This window comes from Archangium lansingense (genome assembly GCF_026626635.1).
Taxonomy (GTDB): domain Bacteria; phylum Myxococcota; class Myxococcia; order Myxococcales; family Myxococcaceae; genus Archangium; species Archangium lansingense.
On sequence record NZ_JAPNKA010000001.1, the window covers coordinates 2,702,270 to 2,728,017 of the forward strand.

The 25,748-nt window shown below is 68.4% G+C and carries 26 protein-coding genes; 13 read left to right on the forward strand and 13 right to left on the reverse strand.

What is annotated here, in order from left to right:
- Positions 1–80: 80 nt before the first annotated feature.
- Genes tnpA through tnpC form a run of 3 tightly spaced genes read left to right on the forward strand, consistent with a single transcriptional unit; the run spans position 81 to position 2,524 of the window.
- Positions 81–470 (forward strand): IS66 family insertion sequence element accessory protein TnpA, encoded by a 390-nt coding sequence (gene tnpA / locus OV287_RS10705; protein WP_267533913.1) that lies wholly within the window; start codon positions 81–83, stop codon positions 468–470.
- Positions 471–496: 26 nt separating this feature from the next.
- The gene (gene tnpB, locus OV287_RS10710) at positions 497–808 is read left to right on the forward strand and encodes an IS66 family insertion sequence element accessory protein TnpB (RefSeq protein ID WP_267533914.1); all 312 of its coding nucleotides are present in this window, start codon (positions 497–499) and stop codon (positions 806–808) included.
- Positions 809–856: 48 nt separating this feature from the next.
- Complete coding sequence (tnpC, locus tag OV287_RS10715) at positions 857–2,524, forward strand: IS66 family transposase (RefSeq protein WP_267533915.1); 1,668 nt, start codon at positions 857–859, stop codon at positions 2,522–2,524.
- A gap of 20 nt (positions 2,525–2,544) precedes the next feature.
- Here the strand turns inward: tnpC and OV287_RS10720 are convergent, their stop codons facing one another.
- From OV287_RS10720 to OV287_RS10730, 3 genes are read right to left on the reverse strand one after another with little or no spacing between them, the layout of a single operon-like run.
- Positions 2,545–2,730: a hypothetical protein gene (locus OV287_RS10720; protein ID WP_267533916.1), complete on the reverse strand. Its 186-nt coding sequence runs from the start codon at positions 2,728–2,730 to the stop codon at positions 2,545–2,547.
- Between the two features lie 55 nt (positions 2,731–2,785).
- A complete protein-coding gene (locus OV287_RS10725) occupies positions 2,786–3,544 on the reverse strand; it encodes a DUF5953 family protein (protein ID WP_267533917.1) in 759 nt (252 codons plus the stop codon).
- Position 3,545: 1 nt separating this feature from the next.
- Positions 3,546–4,469, reverse strand: coding sequence for a DUF6310 domain-containing protein (locus OV287_RS10730; RefSeq protein WP_267533918.1), 924 nt, complete (start codon positions 4,467–4,469; stop codon positions 3,546–3,548).
- A 248-nt stretch (positions 4,470–4,717) separates the two neighbouring features.
- Between OV287_RS10730 and OV287_RS10735 the strand changes: the two genes are divergently transcribed.
- Positions 4,718–4,852 (forward strand): hypothetical protein, encoded by a 135-nt coding sequence (locus tag OV287_RS10735; protein ID WP_267533919.1) that lies wholly within the window; start codon positions 4,718–4,720, stop codon positions 4,850–4,852.
- A 13-nt stretch (positions 4,853–4,865) separates the two neighbouring features.
- On the opposite strand, the gene OV287_RS10740 is transcribed toward OV287_RS10735, so the two are convergent.
- A complete protein-coding gene (locus OV287_RS10740) occupies positions 4,866–6,212 on the reverse strand; it encodes a hemolysin family protein (RefSeq protein WP_267533920.1) in 1,347 nt (448 codons plus the stop codon).
- 136 nt (positions 6,213–6,348) lie between these two features.
- Here OV287_RS10740 and OV287_RS10745 point away from each other — a divergent pair, with 136 nt between their 5' ends.
- On the forward strand, positions 6,349–7,050 hold the full coding sequence (locus OV287_RS10745; RefSeq protein WP_373371818.1) for a pilus assembly protein N-terminal domain-containing protein: 702 nt from the start codon (positions 6,349–6,351) through the stop codon (positions 7,048–7,050).
- Here OV287_RS10745 and OV287_RS10750 read toward each other — a convergent pair.
- The 4 genes from OV287_RS10750 to OV287_RS10765 all read right to left on the reverse strand — a co-directional run bounded on the left by OV287_RS10750 (position 7,047) and on the right by OV287_RS10765 (position 10,884).
- Complete coding sequence (locus OV287_RS10750; RefSeq protein ID WP_267533922.1) at positions 7,047–9,137, reverse strand: monovalent cation:proton antiporter family protein; 2,091 nt, start codon at positions 9,135–9,137, stop codon at positions 7,047–7,049. The two genes, OV287_RS10745 and OV287_RS10750, sit on opposite strands and share 4 nt — an antisense overlap.
- A gap of 131 nt (positions 9,138–9,268) precedes the next feature.
- Positions 9,269–9,412 carry a hypothetical protein gene (locus OV287_RS10755; RefSeq protein ID WP_267533923.1) on the reverse strand — a complete coding sequence of 48 codons (144 nt, stop codon included), beginning with the start codon at positions 9,410–9,412 and terminating at the stop codon, positions 9,269–9,271.
- Positions 9,413–9,573: 161 nt separating this feature from the next.
- On the reverse strand, positions 9,574–10,035 hold the full coding sequence (locus OV287_RS10760) for a hypothetical protein (RefSeq protein ID WP_267533924.1): 462 nt from the start codon (positions 10,033–10,035) through the stop codon (positions 9,574–9,576).
- A 57-nt stretch (positions 10,036–10,092) separates the two neighbouring features.
- Positions 10,093–10,884: a TVP38/TMEM64 family protein gene (locus OV287_RS10765; protein ID WP_373371819.1), complete on the reverse strand. Its 792-nt coding sequence runs from the start codon at positions 10,882–10,884 to the stop codon at positions 10,093–10,095.
- A gap of 233 nt (positions 10,885–11,117) precedes the next feature.
- Here OV287_RS10765 and OV287_RS10770 point away from each other — a divergent pair, with 233 nt between their 5' ends.
- Positions 11,118–11,666, forward strand: coding sequence for a protein-tyrosine phosphatase family protein (locus tag OV287_RS10770; RefSeq protein ID WP_267533926.1), 549 nt, complete (start codon positions 11,118–11,120; stop codon positions 11,664–11,666).
- A 21-nt stretch (positions 11,667–11,687) separates the two neighbouring features.
- Here the strand turns inward: OV287_RS10770 and OV287_RS10775 are convergent, their stop codons facing one another.
- Positions 11,688–12,401, reverse strand: coding sequence for a DUF4142 domain-containing protein (locus OV287_RS10775; protein ID WP_267533927.1), 714 nt, complete (start codon positions 12,399–12,401; stop codon positions 11,688–11,690).
- 229 nt (positions 12,402–12,630) lie between these two features.
- On the opposite strand from OV287_RS10775, the gene glgX reads away from it, so the two are divergent.
- The 4 genes from glgX (at position 12,631) to OV287_RS10795 (ending at position 20,102) form a co-directional block, all read left to right on the forward strand.
- Positions 12,631–14,763, forward strand: a complete 2,133-nt coding sequence (glgX, locus tag OV287_RS10780) for a glycogen debranching protein GlgX (RefSeq protein WP_267533928.1) — start codon at positions 12,631–12,633, stop codon at positions 14,761–14,763.
- A gap of 158 nt (positions 14,764–14,921) precedes the next feature.
- Positions 14,922–16,250: a sensor histidine kinase gene (locus OV287_RS10785; RefSeq protein ID WP_267533929.1), complete on the forward strand. Its 1,329-nt coding sequence runs from the start codon at positions 14,922–14,924 to the stop codon at positions 16,248–16,250.
- Positions 16,251–16,264: 14 nt separating this feature from the next.
- Positions 16,265–18,121 (forward strand): two-component system sensor histidine kinase NtrB, encoded by a 1,857-nt coding sequence (locus OV287_RS10790; protein WP_267533930.1) that lies wholly within the window; start codon positions 16,265–16,267, stop codon positions 18,119–18,121.
- 64 nt (positions 18,122–18,185) lie between these two features.
- Entirely contained in the window at positions 18,186–20,102 is a 1,917-nt protein-coding gene (locus tag OV287_RS10795; protein ID WP_267533931.1) for an ATP-binding protein, read from the forward strand.
- Between the two features lie 3 nt (positions 20,103–20,105).
- Here OV287_RS10795 and aat read toward each other — a convergent pair whose 3' ends face one another.
- Both aat and OV287_RS10805 read right to left on the reverse strand, forming a co-directional pair.
- Complete coding sequence (aat, locus tag OV287_RS10800; RefSeq protein WP_267533932.1) at positions 20,106–20,792, reverse strand: leucyl/phenylalanyl-tRNA--protein transferase; 687 nt, start codon at positions 20,790–20,792, stop codon at positions 20,106–20,108.
- On the reverse strand, positions 20,792–21,628 hold the full coding sequence (locus OV287_RS10805) for an LEA/WHy family protein (protein ID WP_267533933.1): 837 nt from the start codon (positions 21,626–21,628) through the stop codon (positions 20,792–20,794). The genes aat and OV287_RS10805 overlap by 1 nt, the downstream gene beginning before the upstream one ends.
- Positions 21,629–21,693: 65 nt before the next feature.
- On the opposite strand from OV287_RS10805, the gene OV287_RS10810 reads away from it, so the two are divergent.
- Positions 21,694–22,353, forward strand: coding sequence for a hypothetical protein (locus OV287_RS10810; RefSeq protein WP_267533934.1), 660 nt, complete (start codon positions 21,694–21,696; stop codon positions 22,351–22,353).
- Here OV287_RS10810 and OV287_RS10815 read toward each other — a convergent pair.
- Entirely contained in the window at positions 22,350–22,685 is a 336-nt protein-coding gene (locus OV287_RS10815) for a hypothetical protein (RefSeq protein ID WP_267533935.1), read from the reverse strand. The genes OV287_RS10810 and OV287_RS10815 overlap by 4 nt on opposite strands.
- A gap of 225 nt (positions 22,686–22,910) precedes the next feature.
- Between OV287_RS10815 and OV287_RS10820 the strand changes: the two genes are divergently transcribed.
- Entirely contained in the window at positions 22,911–24,173 is a 1,263-nt protein-coding gene (locus OV287_RS10820; RefSeq protein WP_267533936.1) for an alpha-amylase C-terminal beta-sheet domain-containing protein, read from the forward strand.
- Positions 24,174–24,227: 54 nt separating this feature from the next.
- Positions 24,228–24,875 (forward strand): zinc ribbon domain-containing protein, encoded by a 648-nt coding sequence (locus OV287_RS10825; RefSeq protein ID WP_267533937.1) that lies wholly within the window; start codon positions 24,228–24,230, stop codon positions 24,873–24,875.
- A 142-nt stretch (positions 24,876–25,017) separates the two neighbouring features.
- On the opposite strand, the gene OV287_RS10830 is transcribed toward OV287_RS10825, so the two are convergent.
- Positions 25,018–25,611: a hypothetical protein gene (locus tag OV287_RS10830; RefSeq protein ID WP_267533938.1), complete on the reverse strand. Its 594-nt coding sequence runs from the start codon at positions 25,609–25,611 to the stop codon at positions 25,018–25,020.
- Positions 25,612–25,748: the final 137 nt, after the last annotated feature.

The window sequence follows — 25,748 nt, forward strand, 5'->3', positions numbered from 1 at the left end:
GTCCAGGGCAGCGCCGCCGTAAGCCTCCGATCCAGCCCAGGTAGTGGAGGTGCTGGAGGGGTCGCAGAGTGCGCGGCGCGATGACGACGAACACAGCGACGACAAAGACGGAGCCGGCGTGGTTGGAAGCAGCGCGGCAGCCGAGGTGGACCCCGGAGGTAGCAGCAGAGGTGGTGCGAGCGTGGGAGGCGGAAGGAGGTACGCAGTCGGCCTTCATGCGCAAGTACGGGTTACCGCGCGAGAGGCTGCGCTTCTGGACGCGCAGGCGAGAGGGAAAGGAGGGAGCGCGGACGGCCATGGCCTTCGTGCCCGTGGAGGTGGCGCCCGCCGAGCGGAGTGAGGTGGGGCGGGAGCAGGGGGAGGCGGTGCAGGTGGAGGTGGGCGGGGTGAGAGTGAGAGTGGATGCGAGAGCCAGCCAGGAGTTGGTGGCGCGGGTGCTGCGGGCGGTGAAGGAGGTGCAGGGGTGCTGAGGCTACCGGAGGGGGTGAGAATCTGGGTGGCGACGCAGCCGTGCGACATGCGCAAGCAGGCCGACGGGCTGAGCGCGCTGGTGCAGGGCAGTCTTGGGCAGCAGCCGAAGTCGGGCCACCTCTTCGTCTTCTTCTCGAGGAGAAGGGATTTCGTGCGCATTCTCTTCTGGGACGCCAACGGCTACTGCACCGTGAGCAAGAGACTGGAGGCGGGGCGCTTTCGGGTGCCGGCGCCCGTAGAGGGCCAGGCCGCGGTGCACCTGGAAGCGCGGCAGCTCGCGGAGTTGCTGTCGCTGGTGGAGGCCAGCAGCGCGGTACGGCGAGGCGAGGTGCATTGAGTCCGCGCTTGCGCGCCCGGCCCCACTTCGTGCATAGGCACGGTGCGCATGACTTTTCCCGTCACCATTGAAGAAGAGAGGGGCCAGCAGGAAGAAGCCCAGCCGACCGCCTTCGAGGCGGACGACATGGAGGCGGTGCGCGCCTACATGCTGCAACTGCTGATGGAGGGCCGCGGCGAGCAGGCCGTTGAGATGTTGTTGGGCCTGTTGGGTCGGCTGCGCGAGGAGCACAGCTCCACGACGGTGCGACTCCAGCAGGCGCTGCGGCAGCTGTACGGGCGGCGCAGTGAGAAGACTCCCGCCAGTCAGCTCCAACTCCTGCTGTCATTGTTCACCCAGCAGCAGTCCGCCGAGCCAGAGGCCGTGCCCGCCACCGTCGACGGTGCACAGGCAGCCGCCCCAGCGGCCCCGCCGGCCGACGCGCCGAAGAAGACGCCCAGACGCGCGCCCCTCCGCGGCGCCCAGGCCCTGCCCGCGCACCTGGAGAGGCGCGAGGTGCTGGTGCAACCCGCGGCCGAGGAGTGCGTCTGCCCGGGTTGCGGTGAGCAGAGGCAGCCCATGGGCGAGGAGGTAAGCCAGCGACTGGAATTGGAGCCGGCGCGCTTCTACGTGCGGGTGGAGAAGCGCCCGAAGCTCGGGTGCCAGCGCTGCAAGGAGGGGGTGGCCGCCGCGCCCGCCGGTGAGGCGCCATTGCCGGGAGCGCTGCCCGGCCCGGGGTTGCTGGCGCAGCTACTGGTGGGCAAGTACCGCGACGGGCTGCCCCTGCACCGCCAGCAGGCCATTTTCGACAAACGCCACGGGGTGAGGCTGCCCGCCTCCACTCTGGGCGACTGGGTGGCGGGGGCCAGTGACTTGCTGGCGCCCGTGGTGGCGCTGCTCAAGCAGCGCACGCTGGCGGACGCCTTGCTGCACACCGACGACACCGGGGTGCGCGTGCTGGACAGGGACGACGCCCGCGGCATCAAGCGCGGACACCTCTGGCCGTACGTGGGAGTGGGCGGCAACGTCTTCGTGGAGTACACCCCCGATTGGAGTGGCACGGGCCCCCAAGGGGTGCTGGCCGACTTCCGGGGCTACCTGGTGGTGGACGGCTACAAGGGCTACCAGTCCCTCTTCGGCCCCACCTCTCCACGCATTGAGGTGGGCTGTTGGATGCACGCCCGGCGTGGCTTCGAGCGCGCATACGTGGCCGGAGACGCTCGCGGCGGCACGGTGCTCACGCTCGTGCAGAAGCTGTACGCCGTGGAGCGGCAGGCCCAGGACGCGGGGCTCTCCGCCGAGGCACGCCTTTGCCTGCGCCTCGAGCACAGCCGCCCCGTCTACGAGGAACTCTTCGGCTTGCTGGAGGAGTGGGCCCCGCACGTGCCCGCCAAGACGCCGCTGGGCAAGGCCATTGCTTACGCGCGCAACCGCTACCTCCCCCTGGGCCGCTTCCTCGAGGACGGACGCCTTCCGGTGGACAACGGCGAGGTGGAGCGCCTCATCAAGCTCATTGTCCTCGGACGCAAGAACTGGCTCTTCCTGGGCAGCGATGCCGCTGGCCACCGGGCCGCCAGTGTCTACTCCCTCGTGCTCAGCTGCTACCGGCTGGGCATGGACCCGTGGGCCTACTTCCGCGACGTGCTGCCCAAGCTCGGCGACACCCGCTTCCCCGCCTCCCGCCTCGCGGAGCTCCTCCCCGAGTCGTGGGCTCAGCAGCAGGCTCAGCAGCGATAGGCTTGTCGACGCGCCATCCATCACGCGGCCACCGTGCCATGCTCCTCGGTGGCCGACACCATGGGCTGGACCGGAGGCTTACGCGCCGCCGCTCGCTGGAGGTTGGCGAGCCTCGGGTCCCGGGCCGCTGGCTCTCTTGGGCTCGGCGCTGACGTAGTGCAGGCTGAGACAAAGAGCAGAAGTGCGATGCACGCTCGGAAACGCATGGCTACATCCTCCAACAAACTCGGGACCTGGTGTTTCCTGGGGAGCAGCGCAACCTCAAGGCGCTGAGCGCCCGCCAATCACTGGGAAGCGCGCGTAGGCTCGTAGGAGCGCGTCGAGGTGGGCGGGGTTGTCCAGGTCGAGCGGCGCATCGGTGAGCCGGACCACCCATCCGCCCGTCGCGGTACGCAGTGAGCGCGAGAGCAGGTCCGCGTCGCGCGCTGTGTCCGGAAACCCGATGGCTCGAGCGGTAGCGGCAGACCAATAGTTCAGCCACCCCAGGCGATGCGGAATCTCGGGTGAGCGGATGTGGTCTGGGAACCTGAGCGCAGGCAATCCCCGTGGCGGGCTCCCCGGCTTGCGCCGTGGATCGAGCGTCTGCCGCGAAATTTCGGCGCCCGCACCGAGCGGCGTCGCATCCCCCCAGTATGCGCGAGCAGCCTCCCCTAGCGCCTTCAGCACATCCGCTGCCGGCGCGATGCCGACTGCGTCCAGGTGCAGCGACCCATGGACTTCAAAGTGTGGCCCGCCCCCCGCGTAAAGACTATTTGGGTTTTCCAACCCAAATAGCGTCATGGGGTAGTTATCGTCATCGTTGCAAACGAACGGAAACCCGCCGTCCGTCCTGCCGGCCACGACCCACTCATCGCGGTCAGGCAATGCAACGATGTCCCCCTTTTCAGTGAGCGTCCATCCTAGTTTCAATCCAGGGAGCGCTCGCTCCATTCCATGGACGATTGCGAGAGGCCGCGCATCGCCACTCACGAGGGCGGGTGCGTTGATGATGATGCTAAGCTTATTTGAATGGGCATCCATCTCAGCACCAGTTCATGAGGATGACTTGGAGGGTGCTGTCCGCGCGTTCCAGCGCGATTTTATGTGCTTTGCTGCGCACGCCAACGACAAAGTCATATCCACACGCTTCTGCGAGTCTCTTCTCGCGTTTGTATTCCGGCAGCTTCATTTGGATGAAGAAGTCTTGGGAGCGCGAGTCTTGCTTGTCAAAGTCATCCGTTTTGACGTCCCACAGCGTGCGCGTGGCCATTTGTAGCGCGTCGAAGTTCTTCCCATTTATGAGCACATCCCAGCCGGGGAAGCTGTTCAGCGGAACCCTGTCGGCACACTTGTTGTGCAGGTCATTACCGCCCAAGTGTTTCACCCGTTGAGGCTTGCACTCCGGGCGGCGGCCTCGCTCCGTGACTTCGGTTGGCCCCAGAGGAGGGAAATCCGGTCCTTTGGGCTCCGGCTTGGGCTTTTGTTTCGGCAAGGGTTCCTGTGGGGCGGGCTGCGTTTCAGGCACGGGGCGTGTTTCAGGCACGGGCCCTACCTCGGGGTAGTCCCCACTCAGTTCATATGCATCCAGGGCCTCTTTGATGGCGAATCCCACCACCACCATGCCCGTGACGATCACCGCTCCCACGACGATCTCCGGTGCCGCCAGGACGCAGACCCCGATTCCCACGGCAGCGGCACCAGCGGAGGCGACCGCGCAGCTTCCCGTGGTGTCGTGAAACTCGATTCGGTCATGGTCGAGGGCCTGAAAGCACCGCTCCACCAGCACGGGCCAGGGCTGGGATGCCTCCTCGACGACGCACCGCCCCCCGTCCGTCCAGGGCAGTGTCGCCGCGCGCTGGAGGTTGGCGAGCCTCGGGTCCCGGGCCGCTGGCTCTCTTGGGCTCGGCGCTGACGTAGTGCAGGCTGAGACAAAGAGCAGAAGGGCGATGCACGCTCGGAAACGCATGACTACATCCTCCAACAAACTCAGGACCTGGTGTGTCCTGGTTCTACGGGAAGGTCACGCCGTCGAAGAACTCCCTGGTGCTCGCGACCTGTCCGTACCCGGTTCAAGTCGATTCAAAGGAGAGCCTTCAGCCGTAGACCCGCCCCGCGCGACACCACGCTTCCGGCGACCCTGCTCTCCAGGCGGCCCAGAGAGCGTTCGGTGATGGCCCTCTCGTTGGCGTCTAGCTTACGTGGGAGCGCTGTTGGGTGTGCCCGTGTCCACAGCAAGCCAAGGAGAACGCCAATATCGACTGGGTCACGGGGGACATGATCATCACCGGAGTCGGTACCTCCTTCAACGGAGATTGCGAAGCGGTGGAGCTGGGTACCCGCAAGTTCTAGCCAGCCACGGAGCTCAGGCCTTGAGCTCCTGGCCCGCGGACTCCTTGCCCGCCGGCTCCTTGGGCGGCGCGGGCTCCTTGCTCGGCGTCTTGAGCTTGGTCATCCGCACCCGGTCGATGCGCGCGCCTTCCTTCGCGTGCACCGTGAAGGCCCAGCCGTTGTAGGTGAAGCGCTCGCCCACGTCCGGCAGGTGCCCGGCCATCGAGGACAGGAAGCCGCCCAGCGTGTCGAAGTCTCCCTCTGGCAGCGAGAAGCCAAAGGCCTGGGTGAACCGATCCACCTCCATGGCGGCGTCCACCAGGAAGCTCCCGTCGGCCTGCTTCTCCACCTGCTTCTCCTCCACCTCGAACTCGTCGCCGATGTCGCCGACGATCTCCCGGAGGATGTCCTCCAACGTCACGATCCCCATGAAGCCGCCGTACTCGTCCACGACGATGGCCATGTGGATCTTCTTGCGCTGCATCTCGCGCAGCAGATCTCCAATCGGCTTGAGCCACGGTACGAAGTGGGCCGGACGGATGATGTCCTGCAGGACGATGAGCTCGGGGTGCTGGAGCAGCGGAATCAGATCTCTCGCGTGCAGGACGCCGAGGATGTGGTCCACGTCATCCCGGTAGACGGGGATGCGCGAGTGGTTCTCCTCGGCCAGCAGGCGCAGCACCTGCTCGGGTGGGGTGGAGATGTCCACGCACACCACCTCGGTGCGCGGCACCATCACGTCGCGGCAGCGCTTGTCGGACAGCTCGAAGATGGAGCGGATGAGCTGGGGGGCGCTCTGGTCCACCTCCTCCTTGGCGGCCTGGGCGGCGAGCAGCTTCTCCAGCTCCTCGAGGGGCGGAGGCGGGGGCTCGAATCGCAGGGTGCGGCCGAAGCCGCGGGCCACGAGGTTGATGGGCACCATGAGCAGGCGCATGGGTGGGTAGAAGAGGACGACGAGCACCGAGACGAGCCCGGACAGGCGCAGCGCCCAGCGCTCGGGACCGGCATTGGCCAGGCCGCGCATCGTCACCTCGATGAGGGCGGCCAGCACACCCACCAGCAGGGCGCCCGCGAGCACGGTGGCTACGTCCAGCCAGGCGGACTCGCCCCAGCGGGTGAAGTCGAGCAGCTTCGGCGGGACGAAGGAGCCGATGGCGGCGGCGAGGAAGCCGCACAGGACGCTGCCCATGCGCAGCGCGGTGGCGGTGGCCTCGCGCTCGGTCTTGTGGCGGAGCACCCGGCCGCCGGCGCTCGGGTTGGACTTCGCCAGGTCCTGGGCGCGCAGGTCGGAGGTCCCGTAGAGGGCGGACTCGGCGGCGGCGACGAAGCCCCGGAGGAGGATGAGGGCCAGGCAGGCGGTCCAGAGGACCCAAGTAGGCATAGGGTTCCTCTACATAGCCCGTGGTAAGAGGAGACGCACACTTTCCGAGAGGGTTGGGATGCGCATGCGTCCACCAGTGAGCCGCTCCTGCCCGGTCACGAACCCCCTCTCCCTCTGGGAGAGGGTAGGGGGGAGGGTGTTGGCTTTGCTCGCCCCCCTGGCCGCCCTCTGGGTGGCGGTGTCCCCGTCCCCAGCGTCCGCCTGGCCGGTGGACCTGGTGATGCCGCTGGAGCCGGGCAAGGAGCGCTTCCACAAGCTGAGCGTGGTGGAGTTCGTGGAGGTGGAGGATCCCTCCATCGCCACTGCAGAGGTGCTCGAGGGCAGCAACGAGCTGCTGCTGACGGGGCTCAAGCCCGGGCGCACGCTGCTGCTGCTGTACGCGGAGGGGAAGTTCGCGGTGTGGCGGCTGGTGGTGGGCGCTGCTTCCGAGCCCTCCGCGGAGCCCCTGATTGCCGCGGCGCGCAAGGCCTGCCCGGGCCTCAAGGTGACGGAGGGCTCCGCGCGGGGCCTGACGGCCGAGGTGAAGGACGCGCGCTGCCGTGAGGCGCTGCGCTCGCTGCTGAAGACGGACGCGTACGTGGCGCGCGAGCTGGAGCTGACCTTCGAGCTGCCCCAGCTCCAGGAGCAGCTCGCGGCCCTGACGCCGGTGTTGAAGGGCCAGGGCCTCACGGTGAGCTACCGCGGGGCAGGGCTGCTGCTGGAGGGCTCCACCACCCCAGAGGGCCACCGCCGGGCGCTCTGGGAGCTGTTCCGCCAGTCCGTGGGCCGCGTGCCGCTGGAGGACCGCGTCACCGTGCGGCGGCCAGTCCCCCCCGACGCCGGAACGTCCGCCGACTAGGGCGCCACGGCTTCCGGACTCCGAGGCGTCTCGAGCACGGCCCGGGCCGCGTCGATGGCGTCGTGCGTACCGGCCAGCGCGAGCACATCTCCCGCTCGTAGCACCTCCTGGGCGGTGGGGACGACTGCCTCTCCCTCACCCCGCTGGATGGCGAGCACCGTGGCGCCCGTCATCCCGCGTAGGTTCAGCTCCGCGAGCGTCCGCCCCACGGCGGGACTCGAGGACTCGAGCCGGACGGGAGTCGGCTCGCCGAGCCCGGGGAGAATGGCATGGAGCGTCTTGAGCTGCTCCTCGCCATGTCCTTTCTCGCCCGTGCTCCGGGGCTGGGACTGGGACGCGAGCGCCGCGACGATGACCTGGGAGCCCGCGCGCACGTGCCCCTGGAGGTTGGTGGCGCTGCGCCAGAACCCCACCGCGAGCACGACAAGCTGGACGAGCAGCACGGCCGCTCCCTGGAAGCCGGGGAGGAAGGGCTGGGTGACGGCCACGAGGGGCGCGCCCACGAGCAGCAGGCTCCCCAACTGGAGCGTCACGACGAGCGCGCGGCGGGGCGCAGCGGCCCGGTCCAGCTTGCCCTCGGCTCCGGGAGGCAGGGCGAGATCTGCGAGCAGCTCTCCCAGGCTATGGGCCAGCCGGACGATTCCCACGCAGAACGGCACCGCGAGCACGGACGCCAGGCCGATGACGAGCAGGCGCGCCACCGAGGCCCCCAACCCGCCCCGGTTCTCGAGGGTCGCGGTGAGCTTCTCGAGGGAGACGGAGGTGCCGATGACGATCGCGGCGAGCATGGCCGCGTCGAGCAGCAGCAGGCGCAGCGTGCGGCGGATCCTCGCGCCCATGGTCTTCTGCGGCGGCGCGGTGCGCAGGCCCTCCACCCAACTCCCATAGAGGGCCGCGAACGTCTGAAGCGGCTTGGGCAGCTTGCGGTCCACGAGGTTGGCGACCGGACCCGCGGCCTTGATGAGGAACGGGGTGGTGAGGGTGGTGATGGCGGAGACGGCCACGGCCACCGGGTAGATGAACTGTCCCGTGGCATTCAGCGACAGGCCCAGGCCGGCGATGATGAAGGAGAACTCGCCAATCTGCGCCAGGCTCATGCCCGACTGCACCGCGGTGCGGGTCCCGTTGCCCGTGAGGAACACGCCCAGGCCCACGCCCACGAGCTTGCCGATGATGACCACCAGCGTCAGCACGAGCACCGCCACCCAGTGCTGGGCGATGAGCGCCGGGTCGATGAGCATGCCCACCGACACGAAGAAGATGGCCGCGAACACGTCGCGCACCGGCTCCACCAGGTGCTCGACGTCCTTCTCCTTCCCGGACTCGGCCACGAGCGAGCCCGCGAGGAACGCGCCGAGCGCCACCGAGTAGCCGAACTCCTGCGCCAGCAGCGCGATGGCGAAGCAGATGCCCATGCTCGTCACCAGCAGCATCTCCGGCCGCTCGAGCCGGTGGACGAAGCGCACCACGCGCGGGATGACCAGCAGCCCCACCACGACGAGCCCCACCAGGAACAGCGCCAGGCGGCCGATGGTGAAGGTGAGCTGTCCCGCCGACAGTCCCGCGCCGGAGGAGACCGCCGTGAGCGTCGCCATCAGCAGGATGGCGATGAGGTCCTCGACGATGAGCACGCCGACGACGATCTCCCGCAGCTTGCCCTGGATGCCCTGCTCCGCGAACGCCTTGGCGATGATGGTCGTGCTGGAGATGGCGATGATGGCGCCGGTGAAGATGCTCTCCAGCGGCGTCCAGCCGAAGGCCCGGCCCACGACGAAGCCGAGCCAGACCATCAGGCTGCATTGGATGACGGCGGTGATTCCCGCCGTGGGGCCCACCTGGAACAGCTTGCGCAGGCTGAACTCCAGCCCGAGCGAGAACATGAGGAGGATGACGCCCAGCTCCGACAGGGTCTGGACGATGGCGGAGTCCGCGACGAGCGGAATGGGGACGTGAGGCCCGATGATGAGGCCCGCGATGATGTACCCGAGCACGATGGGTTGGCGCAGTCGCTGGAAGATGACGGACGTCACCGCCGCGACGCAGAGGACCATTGCCAGAGCCTTGAGGAAGTCGTGAGCACCGTGCATCGCTGATTCACCTGCTGAGAAGCTGTAAGGGAAGGGTAGTCACCGGATTCATTCCGCGCGGCGCGCGGAGGGGCGCCGGGAGTGCGCACTGGCCCCGGTCCATGGCGAGGGCCAGTGCGCACCCCCTTCCGTCAGCCGAACTTGTCGTAGGCGATTGCGGCTCCAACGATGATCAGGCAGACGACCAGCGCGAGGATGAGCCGTCCCGCCAGTCCTGAGTCGTGTCCCCCGTTGGCGGGGACAGGGGTCTTCGTATCGTTCTGTTCGTTGTGCAAGGTGTGCCTCGTGCGCGTCGGGGTGCCGACACGCCGGTATAGGGATGGAGTCACAGCGCGCAGCCTCGAGCGGCCCGTCCAGCGCGGCGCTTCCCTGGAGAAGCTGCCGTCCCGGCGGGCCGTGTCCGAGGCCGTGCGTCTCTACCTCTGGGACCGGAACGTCACGCGGTCCGCGGAGGTCCTTGCGCGGGGCAGTTGGCGATCACGGGCCGATCCGCGACCCGTCCGTGGTGGCTCGTCGGCGAGACGCACGACAGCCGCATCCTCGTGCGTTCCGCGAGCAGTGCTTCCGGCCGCAGCGCGGGGTTGAGCCGCGTGTCGGAGCGCTGGTGCAGGGGAGGTGGCTTGCCGCCAGGGCGCGGGAGCTCCAGATGGCCCTGGGACGGTGCCGCATGGACGCCCACCAGCCGCTGCGGCCCGAAGACATGGGCGGAGAGCGAGTTCTCGCGCTGCCGCTCCCGCACGGTGGTGACCCGCCGGGTGTCCGTGTGCCCGAGCGCACGGGCGCTCATCGAACACACGCCGACCCCAATGGCCAGCAGCAGGGCACACAGCGCACCCTCCAGGGCCATCCATCGGGCGCTCGAGGGGGCGCGCCTGGCGGCGTGGTCAGCGGTTCTCATGAAGATTGAGGCTCAAATTCTCACTACCATCTGGAATAGCCTGGGCCAAGGCACTCTTCAGGAAGAACTGGAGGTGCTTGCTGCTGTTGGACGAGGTCTTCCCACCGCCGGGCTTCGGGGCGGCCCTCCCCGGCGCTCCTTGTCCTCGGACGCGTGCTCCTCCGGGTGATCTTCGACGAGCAGCTCACGCATGAGCCGCCGTCCCAGGGCCAGCCCCAGCAACAGGCTGATCAGCAGCCCGCTCACCGAGGCCAACGTCGTCCACGTCTTCCCCTGTCCCAGCGCGCTTCCGAAGAGCGCCGTCAGCATCGTCCCCGGGGCGGTGCCGACCAGCGCGCCCAACGCCAGGGGCCAGAAGCGCGCCCCGGAGGCGGAGGCCGTCGCGAGCAGCACGTCCGCCGGAATCACCGAGTTGATGCACGCGAGGAAGCCGAGCTGGAACCCGTGCCCGCGTGCCACGTGCTGGAGCGCGGTGTGCCTCCGGCCCGCGAGCCGTCGCATCGGCTTGCGGCCGAGCCGGCTGGCCACCAGGTGGATGACCCCCGTGGCCAGGACACTGCCGAGGAGGGCATAGACCGTTCCGTGCGCCATGCCGAAGAGCAGGCCACCCACGGCGGTGAAGAACTGACCCGGCAGGAGCGTCACCGGCCGGATGGCCAGCAGCAGGATGAAGACAACGGGCGCCAGCAACCCCAGGGGACGCAGCCAGTCGGAGAGCTGCCGTTGATCCAGGTACTGAGGCCCCAGCAGCCGGAGCGCCACCAGCAGCCCGACGGAGAAGCACAGCGGGGCGAGGAGCTTGAGACTGGCGCTCATCCCTCCCCTCTCGGAGCGAGGGTGCGCGGACATGGTGCAAAACTGGGAGTAGCCCCTCCCCGGGGCAATGGTGCCAGGGACTCTCCCTCCACCAGGGAGCAAGGAGCGCGTCTGCCCCCGAGCCCGGAGCGCATGGCGCCTCTCCGCCCTCCAGGCAAGCAGCCATGGACTCGTACCCGAGGGCTCGGTCCCTCCGGCCATGAGGTGCCTAGCTTCGAGCAATGGCGGCGCACGGGAGCGCCGGGGCGGTGGGGGGAGGGGCGTGGATGGTTCAGCACTCGTGGTCTTTGAACTTGAACTGGGTGACACCCGAGCTGGCCGTGGGGGGACGTTTCCCCATCGAGGCCGCGGAGCACCTGGCCCGGAGGCTCGCCATCCGTCACATTGTCGATGTGCGCCGGGAGCGCTGTGACGACGAGCGCGTCCTGCGCCAACACGGCATCACCCTGCTGCACCTGCCCACCGAGGACCTGTGTGCCATCAGCCGCCCCATGCTCGACCAGGGCGTGAGCTGGGTCCACGGCCACCTCTCGCAGGGGAACAAGGTCTACATCCACTGCGAGCACGGCATCGGCCGCAGCGCGCTGCTGGCCCTGTGTGTGCTGGTGGAGCTCGGGCACTCGCCGCTGGACGCGCTCTCCCTGGCCAAGCGCCAGCGCCAGCGCGTCTCGCCCAGTCCCGAGCAGCTCGAGACTTTCATGGCCTGGGCCGAGGAGCGCCGCGTGGCGCGTGCGCTCCCCTGGAGTACCCCCACCTTCGACGACCTGGCCGACATCGCTTACTGCCAGCTGCGCTCATCCCCCTCCATCGGCTGAGGGTGGAGGCCGGGGGCCCCGTTACTTCTTCGGCTGCTGCATGCCGGAGCCGGACTGGCCCGTGCCCATGTGGCCATCCATGTGGCCGCCCGTGCCCGACTCGCTGCCCTTCTGCATGTCGGTGCCCGCGCCGCCCACTCCCATGGCCTGGCCCAGCTTGCCGAGCACCGAGTAGGCTTGCTGGCGGTGGTGGGAGACCTGCTGCGTCATCTCCTCCATCAGCGCGGTGAGCTGGGTGTTGCCGGTGACGGCCTGCCGGCCCGCCATCAGCTTGCCGAGTGTGGCGTCATGGTCGCCCACCTGGCCGGAGATGTAGCAGGAGTCGAACGGCTCTGCCTTGAGCGCCTGGAGCTCCTCCATGATGGCCTTGTCGGCCGCCATGGCCTTCTTCTCCGCGTCGTTCATTGGCTTGGGCGTGTCCGACAGCTTCAGGCCCCGGCCCTGGGCCAGCGTCACCAGCTTCTGGTCGGCGGCGGTGTGATCTCGCACCATCTGCTCGCCAAAGGCTTTCACGTCCGGGTTGTTGGAGTTCTGCTGGGCGAGCTGGCCGAGCTTGATTTCCAGCTGGTTGGTGTAGTGCAGCCGCTCGAGCAGGGCCTTCTCGTCGGTGGGCACCACGAATCCACGCAGCTCGGCCGTGCCCTTCTTGTTCTCCTTGACCCCCTGCTGCGCGAGCGCGGTGCCACCGAGAACCAGCGTGCCGGCGAGGAGGAATCCCTGAATCGTCTGCTTCATGTGCGGACTTCCTTTCTTGGGGAGAAGCGGGCGCGCACATTGGCCGGGAGCGCCAACGGACTTCATGGGTCCGCAGTCCAGAGCGTGTGGAAGCGTACGGAGGGGCTCTTGTCCTGATGCCTGGCGGACGCTTCATCTGTCCCGGGTCGGACGCAACGTGGAGTCCTTGAAGAGTGGGTACCCCACACACAGATTCCGGGACATTCTGTTGGAAAGGACAGCGAAGCGTATGACGAGGGAAGTCTGGCCGGGCAAGCCGTACCCGCGGGGCGCGACGTTCGACGGCACGGGAGTGAACTTCGCGGTCTTCTCGCAGGTCGCCACCCGCGTCGAGGTCTGTCTCTTCGATGCTCAGAACCCCTCGAAGGAGGTGGAGCGTTTCGACCTGGCGGCGATGACGGATGGCGTCTGGCATGGCTACGTGCCGGGGCTGGAGCCGGGCATGCTCTACGGCCTGCGCGTCCACGGGCCCTACGAGCCGCAGAAGGGCCACCGCTGCAACCCGTACAAGCTGCTGGTGGACCCCTACGCCAAGGCACTTCATGGCGACGTGGACTGGTCCCAGCCCGTCTTCGGCTACACGCTCGGCAACGACAAGCAGGACCTGATGCGCGACGAGCGCGACAGCGCCGCGGGCGTGCCCAAGGGCGTGGTGGTGGGTGACTACTTCGACTGGGGCAATGATCGCCGCCCGGACGTGCCCTGGCGCAAGACGGTCATCTACGAGGCCCACGTGAAGGGCCTCACCATGCGCCACCCCAAGGTGCCCGAGCACCAGCGCGGCACCTACGCGGGCCTTGGCCACCCGGCTGTCATCGAGCACCTGCTCGAGCTGGGTGTCACCGCGGTGGAGCTGCTGCCGGTGCATGCCTTCGCGGATGACTCCTTCCTGGGCGAGAAGGGCCTGTCCAACTTCTGGGGCTACAACACCCTGTGCTACTTCGCCCCCGAGGCGCACTACGCCAGCCGCCGCACCCCGGGGGGCGCCGTCAACGAGTTCAAGGGCATGGTGAAGGCGCTGCATGCCGCCGGCATCGAGGTCCTGCTCGACGTCGTCTACAACCACTCGTGCGAGGGCAACCACCTGGGGCCCACGCTGTCGCTCAAGGGAATCGACAACGCCAGCTACTACTGGCTCATGCCCGAGGCGCGCTACTACCTGGACTTCACCGGGTGCGGTAACAGCCTCAACGCCTCCCACCCCCAGACGGCCCGCCTCATCGTGGACAGCCTGCGCTACTGGGTGGAGGAGATGCACGTGGACGGGTTCCGCTTCGACCTGGCCACCGTGCTCGGCCGCGTGGGCAAGGGCGAGTTCTCCCCCAACGCCCCCATCTTCCAAATCATCAACCAGGACCCCGTGCTCGGCCGGGTGAAGCTCATCTCCGAGCCGTGGGATGTGGGGCTCGGCGGCTACCAGGTGGGTGGCTTCCCCGCGCCCTGGCGCGAGTGGAACGGCAAGTACCGCGACGCCCTGCGCCGCTACTGGAAGGGCGATGAGGACACCGCGGGCGAGGTGGGCTACCGGCTGGCGGGCTCGGCGGACCTCTACCAGGAGGCACGCCGCCGGCCACAAGCCAGCATCAACTTCGTCACCGCTCACGACGGCTTCACCCTGCACGATCTCGTCACCTACAGCCACAAGCACAACGAGGCCAACGGCGAGCACAACCGCGACGGCGCCGACGACAACCAGGCGTGGAACTGCGGCGTCGAGGGCGAGACGCAGGACCCTGGTGTCATCTCCCTGCGCGAGCGCCAGAAGCGCAACCTGCTGGCCTCGCTCTTCCTCTCCCAGGGCGTGCCCATGCTGGTGGCCGGCGACGAGATGGGCCGCACCCAGGGTGGCAACAACAACGCCTACTGCCAGGACAACGAGCTGTCCTGGGTGGACTGGAACCTCGACGAGCGCCGGCAGGCCCTGCTCGCGTTCACCTCGCGCCTCATCCAGTTCCGCCACCGCCAGCCGGTGCTGCAACGCCGGCGCTTCTTCCAGGGCAAACACATCTGGGACTCGGAGTACAAGGACCTGACGTGGTTCCGCCCGGACGGCACGGAGATGAGCCAGGAGGACTGGAACAAGCCCTTCATCCGCTCCCTCGCGTTCCTCCTGGGGGGCGACGCCATCCCCTCACCCGACGAGCGCGGCCAGCGCATCATCGGAGACGCCCTGCTGGTGCTGCTCAACGCCCACCACGAGACCGTTCGCTTCACCGTGCCGTCCCCGGCGCAGGGCTCTCGGTGGGTCATCGAGTTCTACACCGCGGATGACCGGCGGGGCCCCGAGGAGCCCGTGCCCGCCGGCCCCTTTGAGCTGACAGGCCGCTCGCTCGCCGCCTTCCGAGAGGTGCCTGCCAGTTAAGGCCCGGTGCTCCAGCGGGCAGGCGCCCACCCGCGGTGTGAGCGGGCAGGCAGCTGTCCCCGCGGGATGTGGATGTGGATGTGGGTGGGCCGAGGAGGCGACAGAGCCACGGGCGAGCACGTTGCCCGTGGCTTTTGTCACGTGGTACCCATTGTCCCATGAGTCCTCCGACGGGGGAGTGCCGCCGGATCCTGGTGGTCGACGACAACAGTGCCATCCACCAGGACTTCCGGAAGATCCTCGCCAGGAGCGGCGAGGGTTCCGAGGAGCTGGACGCGATGGAGTCCATGCTCTTCGGGGATGCACCGCCCCAGAGCAGCACCACCCGCTTCGAGCTGGACTTCGCGCTGGGCGGGGAAGAGGGCGTACGTCGCGTGCGAGACGCGGTGCGTGAAGGGCGCCCGTACGCAGTGGCCTTCGTGGACATCCGCATGCCCCCGGGCATGGACGGCGTGGAGGCGACTCGGCTCATGTGGCAGGAGGAGGCGGACCTGCAGGTGGTGCTCTGCTCGGCCCACTCCGACTACTCCTGGGACGAGCTGTCTCGCAAGCTGGGGACGAGTGAGCGGCTGCTCATCCTGCGCAAGCCCTTCGACAGCATCGAGGTGCGGCAGATGGCGCACGCGCTCTGCGAGAAGTGGGAGCTGTTGCGCGCCAGCCACCAGCGGATGGAGGACCTGGAGCGGATGGTGGAGGAGCGGACGCGGGCGCTGGAGGAGGCCAATGCCCGGCTGATTCACGCGCAGAAGCTGGAGGCCCTGGGGCGGATGTCCGCGGGCCTGGCCCACGAGGTCAACAACCCCCTGAGCTACATCCTCTCCAACCTGCGCCACGTGGTGCATGGGCTCGAGAAGCTGCCGTGCAAGGAGGAAGGGCTGAAGGCCCGCGATAGCCTGACGGACGCCTGTCGCGATGCCACCGTCGGGGCCGAGCGCATCGAGCGCATCGTCCAGGATGTGCGCATCTTCGCCCGGATGGACGAGCCGCCGAGGGATCCAGTGGACGTGCGCGAGGTGATGGAGCTGTCCATCTCCATGGCGGCGCGGGCGCTGCGTCCGGAGCTGCGCCTGGTCCGCGACTTCCAAGAGGTGCCGCCCGTGTGGGGTAGCGAACACGGCCTGGGGCAGGTGTTCCTCAACCTCATCGTCAACGCCACCCACGCCCTGGCGGGCCGCGAGCAGCCCCTCCTGCGAGTGGGCATCCTGTCGCGCGAGGACGGCATGGTCGCGGTGGAGGTGCAGGACAACGGCAGCGGCATCCGGCCGGAGCATCTCAGCCGCCTCTTTGAGCCCTTTTTCACAACGAAGCCGGTGGGAACGGGCACGGGGCTCGGCCTGTCCATCTGCCATGGTATTGTGACGCGGTTGGGCGGGGACATCGCCGTGGACAGCTCCCCCGGCCAGGGCACCACCTTCCGCGTGCTGCTGCCCATGGCCACGGGACAGGCCGCGGAGAGTGCCCTGCTGGCGCTGAAGCGCTCGGTGTGAAAGAGGGGGCTTGAATGGGCCGCGGCCCGCGAGCATGGGTGTTGGAGCGGCTGGATAGGTGGCTGACGCCGGAGCAGCGTCGGCTGCCTCCCGAGGAGCTCTGGCGCTACCGGGCGCTGCTGGGAGCCACGGGCCTGCTGATGCTGTTGAACGGCCTGTACCTGCTCACCATCCCCCTCCATCCGCCCGCGCAACGTCTGGCCCAAGGCCTGGTGGCGGGGCTGGCCATGGGGGTTTACGTGCTGGTGCTGGTGCTGGCGCGCCGGCTGCCCTCGCCGACCGTTCCGTCCTACCTCCTGTGCTCGGCCCTGTCCGCGGGCTTCATCCTGGGCACCCTGCCCTGGGACACGCAGGGGACTGTCTCGCACGCGGTGGGCATGTTGCTTCCGGCCCTGGCCGTCTACCTGCTGGGGCCGCGCCGCGGGTTCTTCTTCACCACGCTCCTCATCGTGTACGTGGGGTTGGGCCACCAGCTCTACCACTCCGGCTTTGGCCAGGTGCGGCCGCTCTTCCAGAACCCGGCCGTGTGGATGGGCAACATCATCACCAGCCTCAGCCTGTTGATGGGCTGGGCGCTGAGCTGGCTCTACAACGCCGTGCGCGAGGAGTCCCACGGGGTGCTGGAGCGGGCCCTGAAGACGCTGCACGAGAACGAGAGCAAGCTGCTCAGCGTCCTGGAGAGCACGGAGGACGTGGTGCTGGCGCTCGATACGGAAGGGCGCGTCATCACCGCCAACCAGAAGGCCAGGTTGCTGTTCCAGCGCTTCCAGGGCAGGTCGCTCGAAGCGGGCGCGTCCTTCCTGGAGATGTCCTCTCCGGCGCTCCAGGCGCAGTTCCGCCAGGCGCTGGAGGGGAGCCGGGTGCGCGCGGAGGAGCACACCGTCTTGGGGGGCCGCTCCCTGACGGTGGACATCATCTTGAACCCGGTGTGGGAAGGGGGACGGGTGGTAGGCGCGACGCTCTTCAGCCGGGACATCTCCGAGCGCAAGGAGGCCGAGGCCCGGCTGGCGGAGCTGCACCGCAACCTCGTGGAAGTGTCGCGCCACGCGGGCATGGCGGAGATCGCCACCGGTGTGCTGCACAACGTGGGCAACACGCTCAACAGCGTGAACGTGTCGGCCAACCTCGTGGTGGAGCGGCTGCGCGGCTCGCGTGTCACCGGCCTGGAGCGGGCCGTGGAGCTGCTGCGGGAGAATGCCTCGCGGCTGGGTACCTTCCTCGAGGAGGACGCGCGGGGCCGGCAGTTCCCGGCCTACCTGGCGGCGCTCTCGGGCCAGCTCACCCAGGAGCGGGAGTCCGTGCTGGAGGAGCTGCGGCGGCTGGTCGAGAGCGTGGACCACATCAAGTCCGTGGTGAGCATGCAGCAGCAGCATGCGCGCTTCGCCGGAGTGGTGGAGCGGGTGGAGGTGCCCGGGCTGCTCGACGATGCGATGCGCCTGCACGCCGTGTCCTACGAGCGGCTGGGCATCCAGCTCCGGCGCGAGTACAGCGCTCCGGTCTCCGCGGTGATGGTGGACCGGCACAAGCTGCTGCAGATTTTGGTGAACCTGCTGAGCAACGCGCGCCATGCCCTGGTGGACAGCGGGCGCGCGGACAAGCAGCTCACCCTGCGCGTGGCGCAGGCTGGAGAGAGGCTGAGCATCGCCGTGGCCGACAACGGGGTGGGCATTGCCCCGGAGAACCTGGCGCGCCTCTTCACCCAGGGCTTCACCACGAAGAAGGACGGGCACGGCTTCGGGCTGCACTTCAGCGCGCTGTCCGCCGAGGAGATGGGCGGTACCCTCCGGTGTGAGAGCGAGGGCCCTGGCCAGGGGGCCACTTTCACCCTCGAGCTGCCCCTCCAGGGTGAAGGCGTCCGTCCTACCCTCTGATTTGCAAGCAAACCCAGGCTCTCGGTCATACTTCCCTGCTGGATGTCGCACCGGGGGGGTTGTCATGTCGAGTTTGTCCACCAGGACGTGGCCGCGGGAAGGTGGACTCCGGGCCTGGTTCCTGGAGGGGTTGGACCAGCTCCTGTCGGAGGAGCAGCGGCGACTGCCTCCGGAGGAGCTCGGCCGTCTCCGGGTGCTGGTGGGGGCCGCGGCCCTCAACCTGGTGATGGCCGTGCAGATGACGGTCTCCGGCCTGTCGTCCAGAGAGCGCTCGTTCTACCTGGTGGCGGGGCCCCTGGTGCTGGCGGGCTACCTGAGCGTGCTGGTGCTCGCGCGACGAGGGCGCTCGCCCCGGCTGGCCTCCTTGCTGCTGTGCTCCATCCTCGGGGTGGGAATGTTGGCCGCCATGCGCTCCATGGGCGTCCAGCAGGCCTCCACCCACGCGGCGACCATGTTGCTGCCGGCCCTGGCCGCCTATCTGCTGGGGGCGAGGATGGGGCTCGCCTTCACCGTGCTCTTCGGTCTCAACGCGCTGCTTCTGCAGCCGCTCCAGCAGGTGGGTTTCGAGCTGTCGCGCCCGCTCTTCCCGGACGAGATGGCGCAGCGGATGAGCCTCCTGGCTGGGTTCTCGTTGCTGGGCGGGTGGGCCCTGAACTGGCTGCACGTCACGGCGCGCGAGGCCTCCCACTCGGCGCTGCAACGGGCCCTGAAGACACTGCGCGAGAGCGAGAGCAAGCTGCTCAGCCTCTTCGAGAGCACGGATGATCTGGTGATGTCCCTCGACAGGCAGGGGCGGCTCCTCACCGCCAACCCGTCGATGCGGCAGCTGTTGCGGCGGACGCTTGGCAGGGAGGGACAGCCGGGTGAGCCCATCCTCGATGCCTTCCCTCTGGAGATTCAGGAGCACCTGCGCGGACCTCTCACCCAGGCGCTCGCGGGACAGCGCGCGAAGACGGAGGCGAGCTTCCAGCTGGGGGACAGGCTCCTGATTGTGGAGATCGTCATCAACCCCATCTTGGAGGAGGGCGGGGGCGTGGTGGGGTTGACCTTCTTCGGCCGGGACATCACCGAGCGCAAGGAGGCCGAGTCCCGGCTGGCCGAGCTGCACCGCAGCCTGTTGGACGTGTCGCGCCGGGCGGGCATGGCGGAGATCGCCACCGGTGTGCTGCACAACGTGGGCAATACACTCAACAGCGTGAATGTCTCCGCGGGAGTCGTGGCCGAGCGGCTGCGCGCCCTGCGGGTGTCCGGACTGACGAAGACGGCGGAGCTGCTGCGCGAGCACTCCGAGGCGCCAGGCTCCCTCCTCACCGCCAATCCGCAGCTCCGGCAGGTGCCGGGCTACCTCCACGCGCTCGCGGAGCAGCTCATGCGGGAGCGGGATGCGGTCCTCGATGAGGTGCGGGTGTTGGACGAGAGCGTGGAGCACATCAAGTCCGTGGTGAGCATGCAGCAGCAGCACGCGTGCTTCGCCGGAGTGGTGGAGCGGGTGGAGCTGCCCTGCCTCATCGACGACGCGATGCGCCTGCACGCCGTGTCCTACGAGCAGCTGGGCATTCAGCTGCGGCGCGAGTATGGCACCCAGCTCTCCGCGGTGATGGTGGATCGCCACAAGCTGCTGCAGATCCTGGTGAACCTGCTGAGCAATGCGCGCCATGCGCTGATGGACAGCGGGCGCGCGGACAAGCAGCTCCTCATCCGTGTGGAGCAGGCCGGAGAGCGGCTGCGCATCATCGTGAAGGAGAACGGGGTGGGCATTGTCCCGGAGAACCTCGTGCGCCTGTTCACACAAGGGTTCTCCACGAAGAAGGACGGGCACGGCTTCGGGCTGCACATCAGCGCGCTGGCGGCCAGGGAGCTGGGCGGTGAGCTCCACGCCTCGAGCGAGGGCCCCGGCCAGGGAGCCACCTTCACCCTCGAGCTGCCCCTGACGGATGCTCGGGTGAGTGAGGCTCGGGGGAGTGAGGCTCGGGCCGGCTGAGGCTCAGGTTTCCGTCCACTTGCCGCGGCGGGTGGGCTCTTGCAGGGCCCGGTCGAGCGCCTGGAGGAAGCGCTTGCGCGGCCAGTGCTCGGCGCCAAAACGCGTCAGGTGCTCCGTCTCTACCTGGCAGTCGATGAAGTGGAAGCCCCACTCGCGGAACCGCTCCACCGCGGTGGTGAAGGCCACCTTCGAGGCGTCCGGCGCATGGGCGAACATGCTCTCGCCGAAGAAGGCGGCCCCCAGCGACACGCCGTAGAAGCCGCCCTTCAGCTCGCCCTGGGCCCAGGCCTCCACCGAGTGCGCGAAGCCCAGCTCGTGCAGGGTGACGTAGGCCTCGCGCATCTCCTCCGTAATCCACGTGCCGTCCTGGCCGGGACGCGGCGTGCTGGCACACGCGGTGATGACGTCCTTGAAGGCGGTGTCCCAGCGAATCTCATAGACGCCGGCCTTGAGCGTCTTGCGCAGCGAGCGGCCCACGTGGAGCTTGTCCGGCGTGAGCACGAAGCGCGGATTCGGCGAGTGCCAGAGGAGCGGCTGACCCTGGCTGTACCAGGGGAAGATGCCCTGGGAGTACGCCGAGAGCAGGCGCTCGGGGCTCAAGTCCCCTCCGACGGCGAGCAGTCCGCTCCGGTCCGCCTTCTCCGGGGGAGGGAAGAGCTCCGGGTCTTCTCCGAGTAGGTAGATGGGCACTACCGCGACACGTTGAGCTTTACGTCTCCGGACAGCGAGTAGGGGACGTGCACCAGCGGGCCTGTGAGCTCGCCCGCGACCTCATACGGCAGCGTCCCCTTGGCGATGAGCGCCCGCACGTCCTGGCCCCACGTCTCCTTCGTCACCGCCACCTCCAGGGGATACACCCCGGTGGCCGACGCGTCCACGGTGTCGTACTTGCCCTGAGCGCCCTCGCCCAGCTTCCGGCCTCCCACGGAGACGGCCCAGGTGAGCCCGTCCAGCCGCAGGGGGAAGGGGTTGGGGTTCTCCACGCCCAGGCGCAGCAGCAGATCCACCTGCTCCTCCGAGTAGCGGGCCCCATCCAGGCTCTCCAGCCGCACCACGGGCAGCCGCGGCACGCGCACCGGCCGGGAGGCGGCGAAGGGGAGCGTCCGCACCGAGTCGCCCACGCGCACGGTGAGCGTGCCGCGCAGCGCCACGAGCAGGGTGCCGCCCCGCTGGCTCAGCGCCCGCAGGTCCTCCGGCGTGCGCACGTAGGCGGCCTCGGCCTGGAAGGAGAAGGGCGTGGGGGCATGGGGGGCCAGGGTGACCCCCAGGGGCGCCGAGCCCTTCTGCACCACCTGCCCATCGGAGACGAGCTCGTAGTCCGCCTTCTCCAGCACGGCGGCGCCGGGGCTGGTGAGCTGGCCGGAGTAGCGCAACTTCACCTCGGTGAGGCCCTGGGCGGCGACGGTGGTCTCCTCGGCGCCGAGCGAGGCGGGGCCCACGGGGGCTGGGGGCGGTGTGGAGGCACACCCGGCCAGCCAGGCGGCGAGCGTCAGGAGGTGGACGGTGGCACGCGGGGCAGAACGCATGGCGCCAAGGTGGGGTGCGTTCGGGCTGGCCTCAAGGGCATTTCGGGTACACTGTTGACTACACCGTGGCCCACCGTCGCCTGAACCTCAACAAGGTCATCCGCACGCTCATCCGCGACATCGCCGCGAAGATGCCCGAGTTCTCCCATGTGAAGGCCAGCCGCATCCTGGTGATCGCGGGCGAGGCGCGGCGGGCCTCGCGTGGCACGGTGAAGCCGCTGTGCTTCCGGGGAGGGCGCAGCACGGACCGCACGGGGCGGCGCAAGCCCATTGTCCGCCTCAAGGGCAAGCGGATGCTCTACTGCATCACCCTGCGCCCGCTCTTCTTCCGCTCCTCCACGCCCAAGGGCCGCATCGAGACGGTGATGCACGAGCTCTTCCACATGTCGCGGCGCTTCGACGGCACGCTGCATGCGGGGCGCAGGCACTCGGTGCTGGGCAAGGACTTCCCCCGCCGGCTTCGGCCACTGGTGCGCCGCTACCTCCGGCAGTGCCCGCCCGAGCTGCTCAAGAGCTTCGCGCACTCGGGAGAGCTCCGGGTGCTGCAGTGGCTGGAGCGGCCCGGGCCCGCCTATGTCCCCGGTACGCGCGGGGTGCGCAAGGTGTACACCGAGGAGCAGCTCTATTACGGCATTGCCCGCATGGTGACGCGCAAGCGGCCTCGTCCCGCGAGCGGGCCCAAGCTCCCGCGCAAGGAGCGCGTGGAGAAGGTCCGGGTGCACTAATTGAGGTACTTGGGGCGCGGCGGCTCAGGAGGTACTGCCTCCATCATCTCCAGCCCCTGACGGGTGAGCAGGAAGCGCACCACGCCGGAGCCGCGCTCCGTTTCAATCTCTGCCTCGAAGGCGGGGCCTGAGATGGCGCCCATCTGCACGTCCTTGCGCAGGTTGTGCACCTTGCCTGTGAGCAGATCTCCCGCCACCGGCTGCACCGTGTCGCCGCGCCGGTAGAGGTCGTACGCGACCTGATGCAGCGTCATGGCCAGCGAAGGCGTCAACGGCTGGGAGCTGAACAGGACCGAGATGAGGACCCAGTAGGGGGGGGACTGTTCGGCCATTGTTCTCATCCTAACGCCCACCCGGCGCGCACCCCATTCGTTTTCCATGCTCCCGCCCACCCCTCCCGGTGGGCCAGAGGGCTTCGAGGGTGGAACAGGGCCAAAATTTTCTGATGGCCTTGCGAAGAGCGGGTTGTGTGTAGGACGTTAAGCCCGCCGTAACTCGCTTAACCAGCAAACGGGCCGTAAATCGCCTGCCCGCTTTCCTCCCCCCCGGAGAGCCGAATGCTCAAGAAGAAGGTGCTTGGCGGAGTTGTGTCCTTGTCGTGTGCCCTGGGACTGGTGGCCTCGTTCACCGCATCCGCGGGCCCGCTGGACGGCAACAGCAGCGACGTGATGCTGCAGGCCTTCCACTGGCGGTCCACCGAGACGTCTGCGTGGTGGGGCGTCATCCAGGGCAAGGCCGCCGACATCAAGAACAGCGGCTTCACCATGGTGTGGTTCCCGCCCTCGGGGGACTCGGCGGCCAATGAGGGCTACCTGCCGCGGCAGCTCTACGTGCAGAGCAGCTCCTACGGCACGGAGGCGCAGCTCAAGGGCGCCATCGGCTCGCTGCACACCTATGGGGTGAAGGCCATCGCGGACATCGTGGTCAACCACCGCGTGGGCACCAGCAATTGGGCGGACTTCACCAACCCCACCTGGGGCTCGTGGGCGGTGGCGAAGGGCGATGAGTGGACGGGCGCCACCGGCAATGCCGACACCGGGGATGGCTTCAACGCCGCGCGCGACCTGGACCACACCAACGGGACCGTGCAGACCGACGTCAAGGCGTGGATGAACTGGCTCAAGTCCAGCATCGGCTACGACGGTTGGCGCTATGACTACGTGAAGGGCTACAACGGCTCGTACGTTGGCAACTACAACACCGGCACGGTGCCCTACTTCTCGGTGGGTGAGCTGTGGACGGACCTGAACCTGGGCAACCCAGACGCCCACCGTCAGCAGATCATGAACTGGATCGACGCCACGGCCGGCAAGTCGGCGGCGTTCGACTTCACCACCAAGGGCATCCTCCAGCAGGCGGTGCAGTACAACGAGTTCTGGCGGCTCAAGGACAGCGCGGGCAAGCCCTCGGGTGCCATTGGCTGGTGGGCGGCCAAGTCGGTGACGTTCATCGACAACCACGACACCGGCCCGAGTCACCCGAGTGGCGGCCAGAATCACTGGCCCTTCCCCAGCGACAAGGTGATGCAGGGCTACGCCTACATCCTGACGCACCCGGGAATCCCCTGCGTCTACTGGGTGCACTTCTATGACTGGGGCAACGCCGCCGCCATCAAGAGCCTCATCGCGGCGCGCAAGGAGAAGGGCGTCACTTCCACCTCGGCGGTGAGCATCCAGGCCGCGGACACGACGAAGTACGCCGCCATCATCACCGGCAACAGCGGCAGCCTGGCGATGAAGGTGGGCCCTGGCGCGTGGTCGCCGGGCACCGGCTGGACGCTGGTGAACTCCGGCACCAACTGGGCCGTCTGGAAGAAGTAGGCCGGCCTCGGGTAGCCTCGCGGGTGATTCGATTGCCGAAGGGGGCTCGCGCCGATGGCGATGATCCAGTTCACCCGCAACTACACCGACCGCTCCAACAACTACGGCTTCCAGTTCGAGTTCTTCTGCGACAAGTGCCGCAACGGGCACATGTCGCCCTTCATCGCCAACAAGATGGGCATGGCGGCGGGTTTCCTGAAGGCGGCGGGCTCGTTCTTCGGGGGCTCGCTGTCGCGGGCGGCCTACGCGGGCGAGCACGTGAAGGACGCGCTGCGCGGAAGCGCCTGGGACGACGCCTACGCCGAGGCGGTGGAGGAGGGGAAGAAGCACTTCAAGCACTGCACCCGCTGCGGCCAGTGGGTGTGTCCGCAGGCGTGCTGGAACGAGTCGCGAGGCCTGTGTGAGGGATGCGCGCCGAACCTCCAGGAGGAGGCCGCGCACATCCAGTCGAAGGTGTCGGTGGAGCAGGCCTGGGACAAGGCGCGCAAGGTGGACCAGGTGGAGTCGCTGGACATGAAGGCGCACCGCACCGCGGCCGCAGCGGCCTGTCCCCACTGCAACGCCCGGGTGGAGGGAGGCAAGTTCTGCTCCGAGTGCGGCAAGCCGCTGGAGGCAGCCAAGGCGCACTGCACCCAGTGCGGCACGGAGTTGAAGCCCAACGCCCGCTTCTGCTCCGATTGCGGCACCCCCCGAGGCGGTTGATCGTCGGCTGCGCATCGGCTGAGTCACCCCCAGCGCATCCGCCCAAGCAACCCTCCGAGCATCCCTTCGAGCATCCCTCCCTCTCCCACCGGGAGAGGGTCGGGGTGAGGGTATCCGTCCCCGTGTTGCACCCCACCGTGGATCAGTCGTCGCTCTTCGGAATCTTGGGCTGATCCAAGAGAGGCTTCTCGGGCTCCTGTGCCGTGTCACCCGCCGGAGGTGCAGAACCCTCGGGATTACGCACTTCCACGAGCAGGGCGACGGGCTCACCCTCGGCGATCTCATAGGTGGCGCGCACCTCACCACCCTCACGAATGTCGGCCGCGGTGGCCGGCCGGCCGTCTACGCGCACCTCGGTGCCCGAGATGACGAGCATCCGCACGTCCTGTCCCTCACTCGCGGACAGCACCACCAGCTCCTTGCCGGTGAAGGCCAGCACTTCTCCCGAGACCTGCCGTGGCTGAGTGGTGCTCGCTCCGGCTTCGTCCGGCGCTGGCTGCGCTGGAGGCTTGGGGGGCCGCGCCACCTTCGCCGTCGGTGGGGGCTCCTCCCTCGGGGGCCGTTGGGTGGCCGGAGAGGGTGGGGGAGGCCGGCCATCATTCGTCGTGCCCGGTTCCGACTTCATCGGGGCCGCCACCGTCTCTCGCTCTCGCTCCCGGGCTTCGCGCTTCTCACACCCGGCCACCACGACGAGCGCCGCTACAGCGGCCAGTAAACCTCTCGTTCCGAATCTCATGCCGCCCCCCAGGTCTTCTCGCGGACTCCATCCATAAAGATGGGGAGGCGCCTTCCCGGCTCCCACCCGGCGCAGCCTGGGAAGACCGCTCGCATGGCTCCTCCGCGAGGGCTCCAGAGAGCGCTCACTGAGAGGGG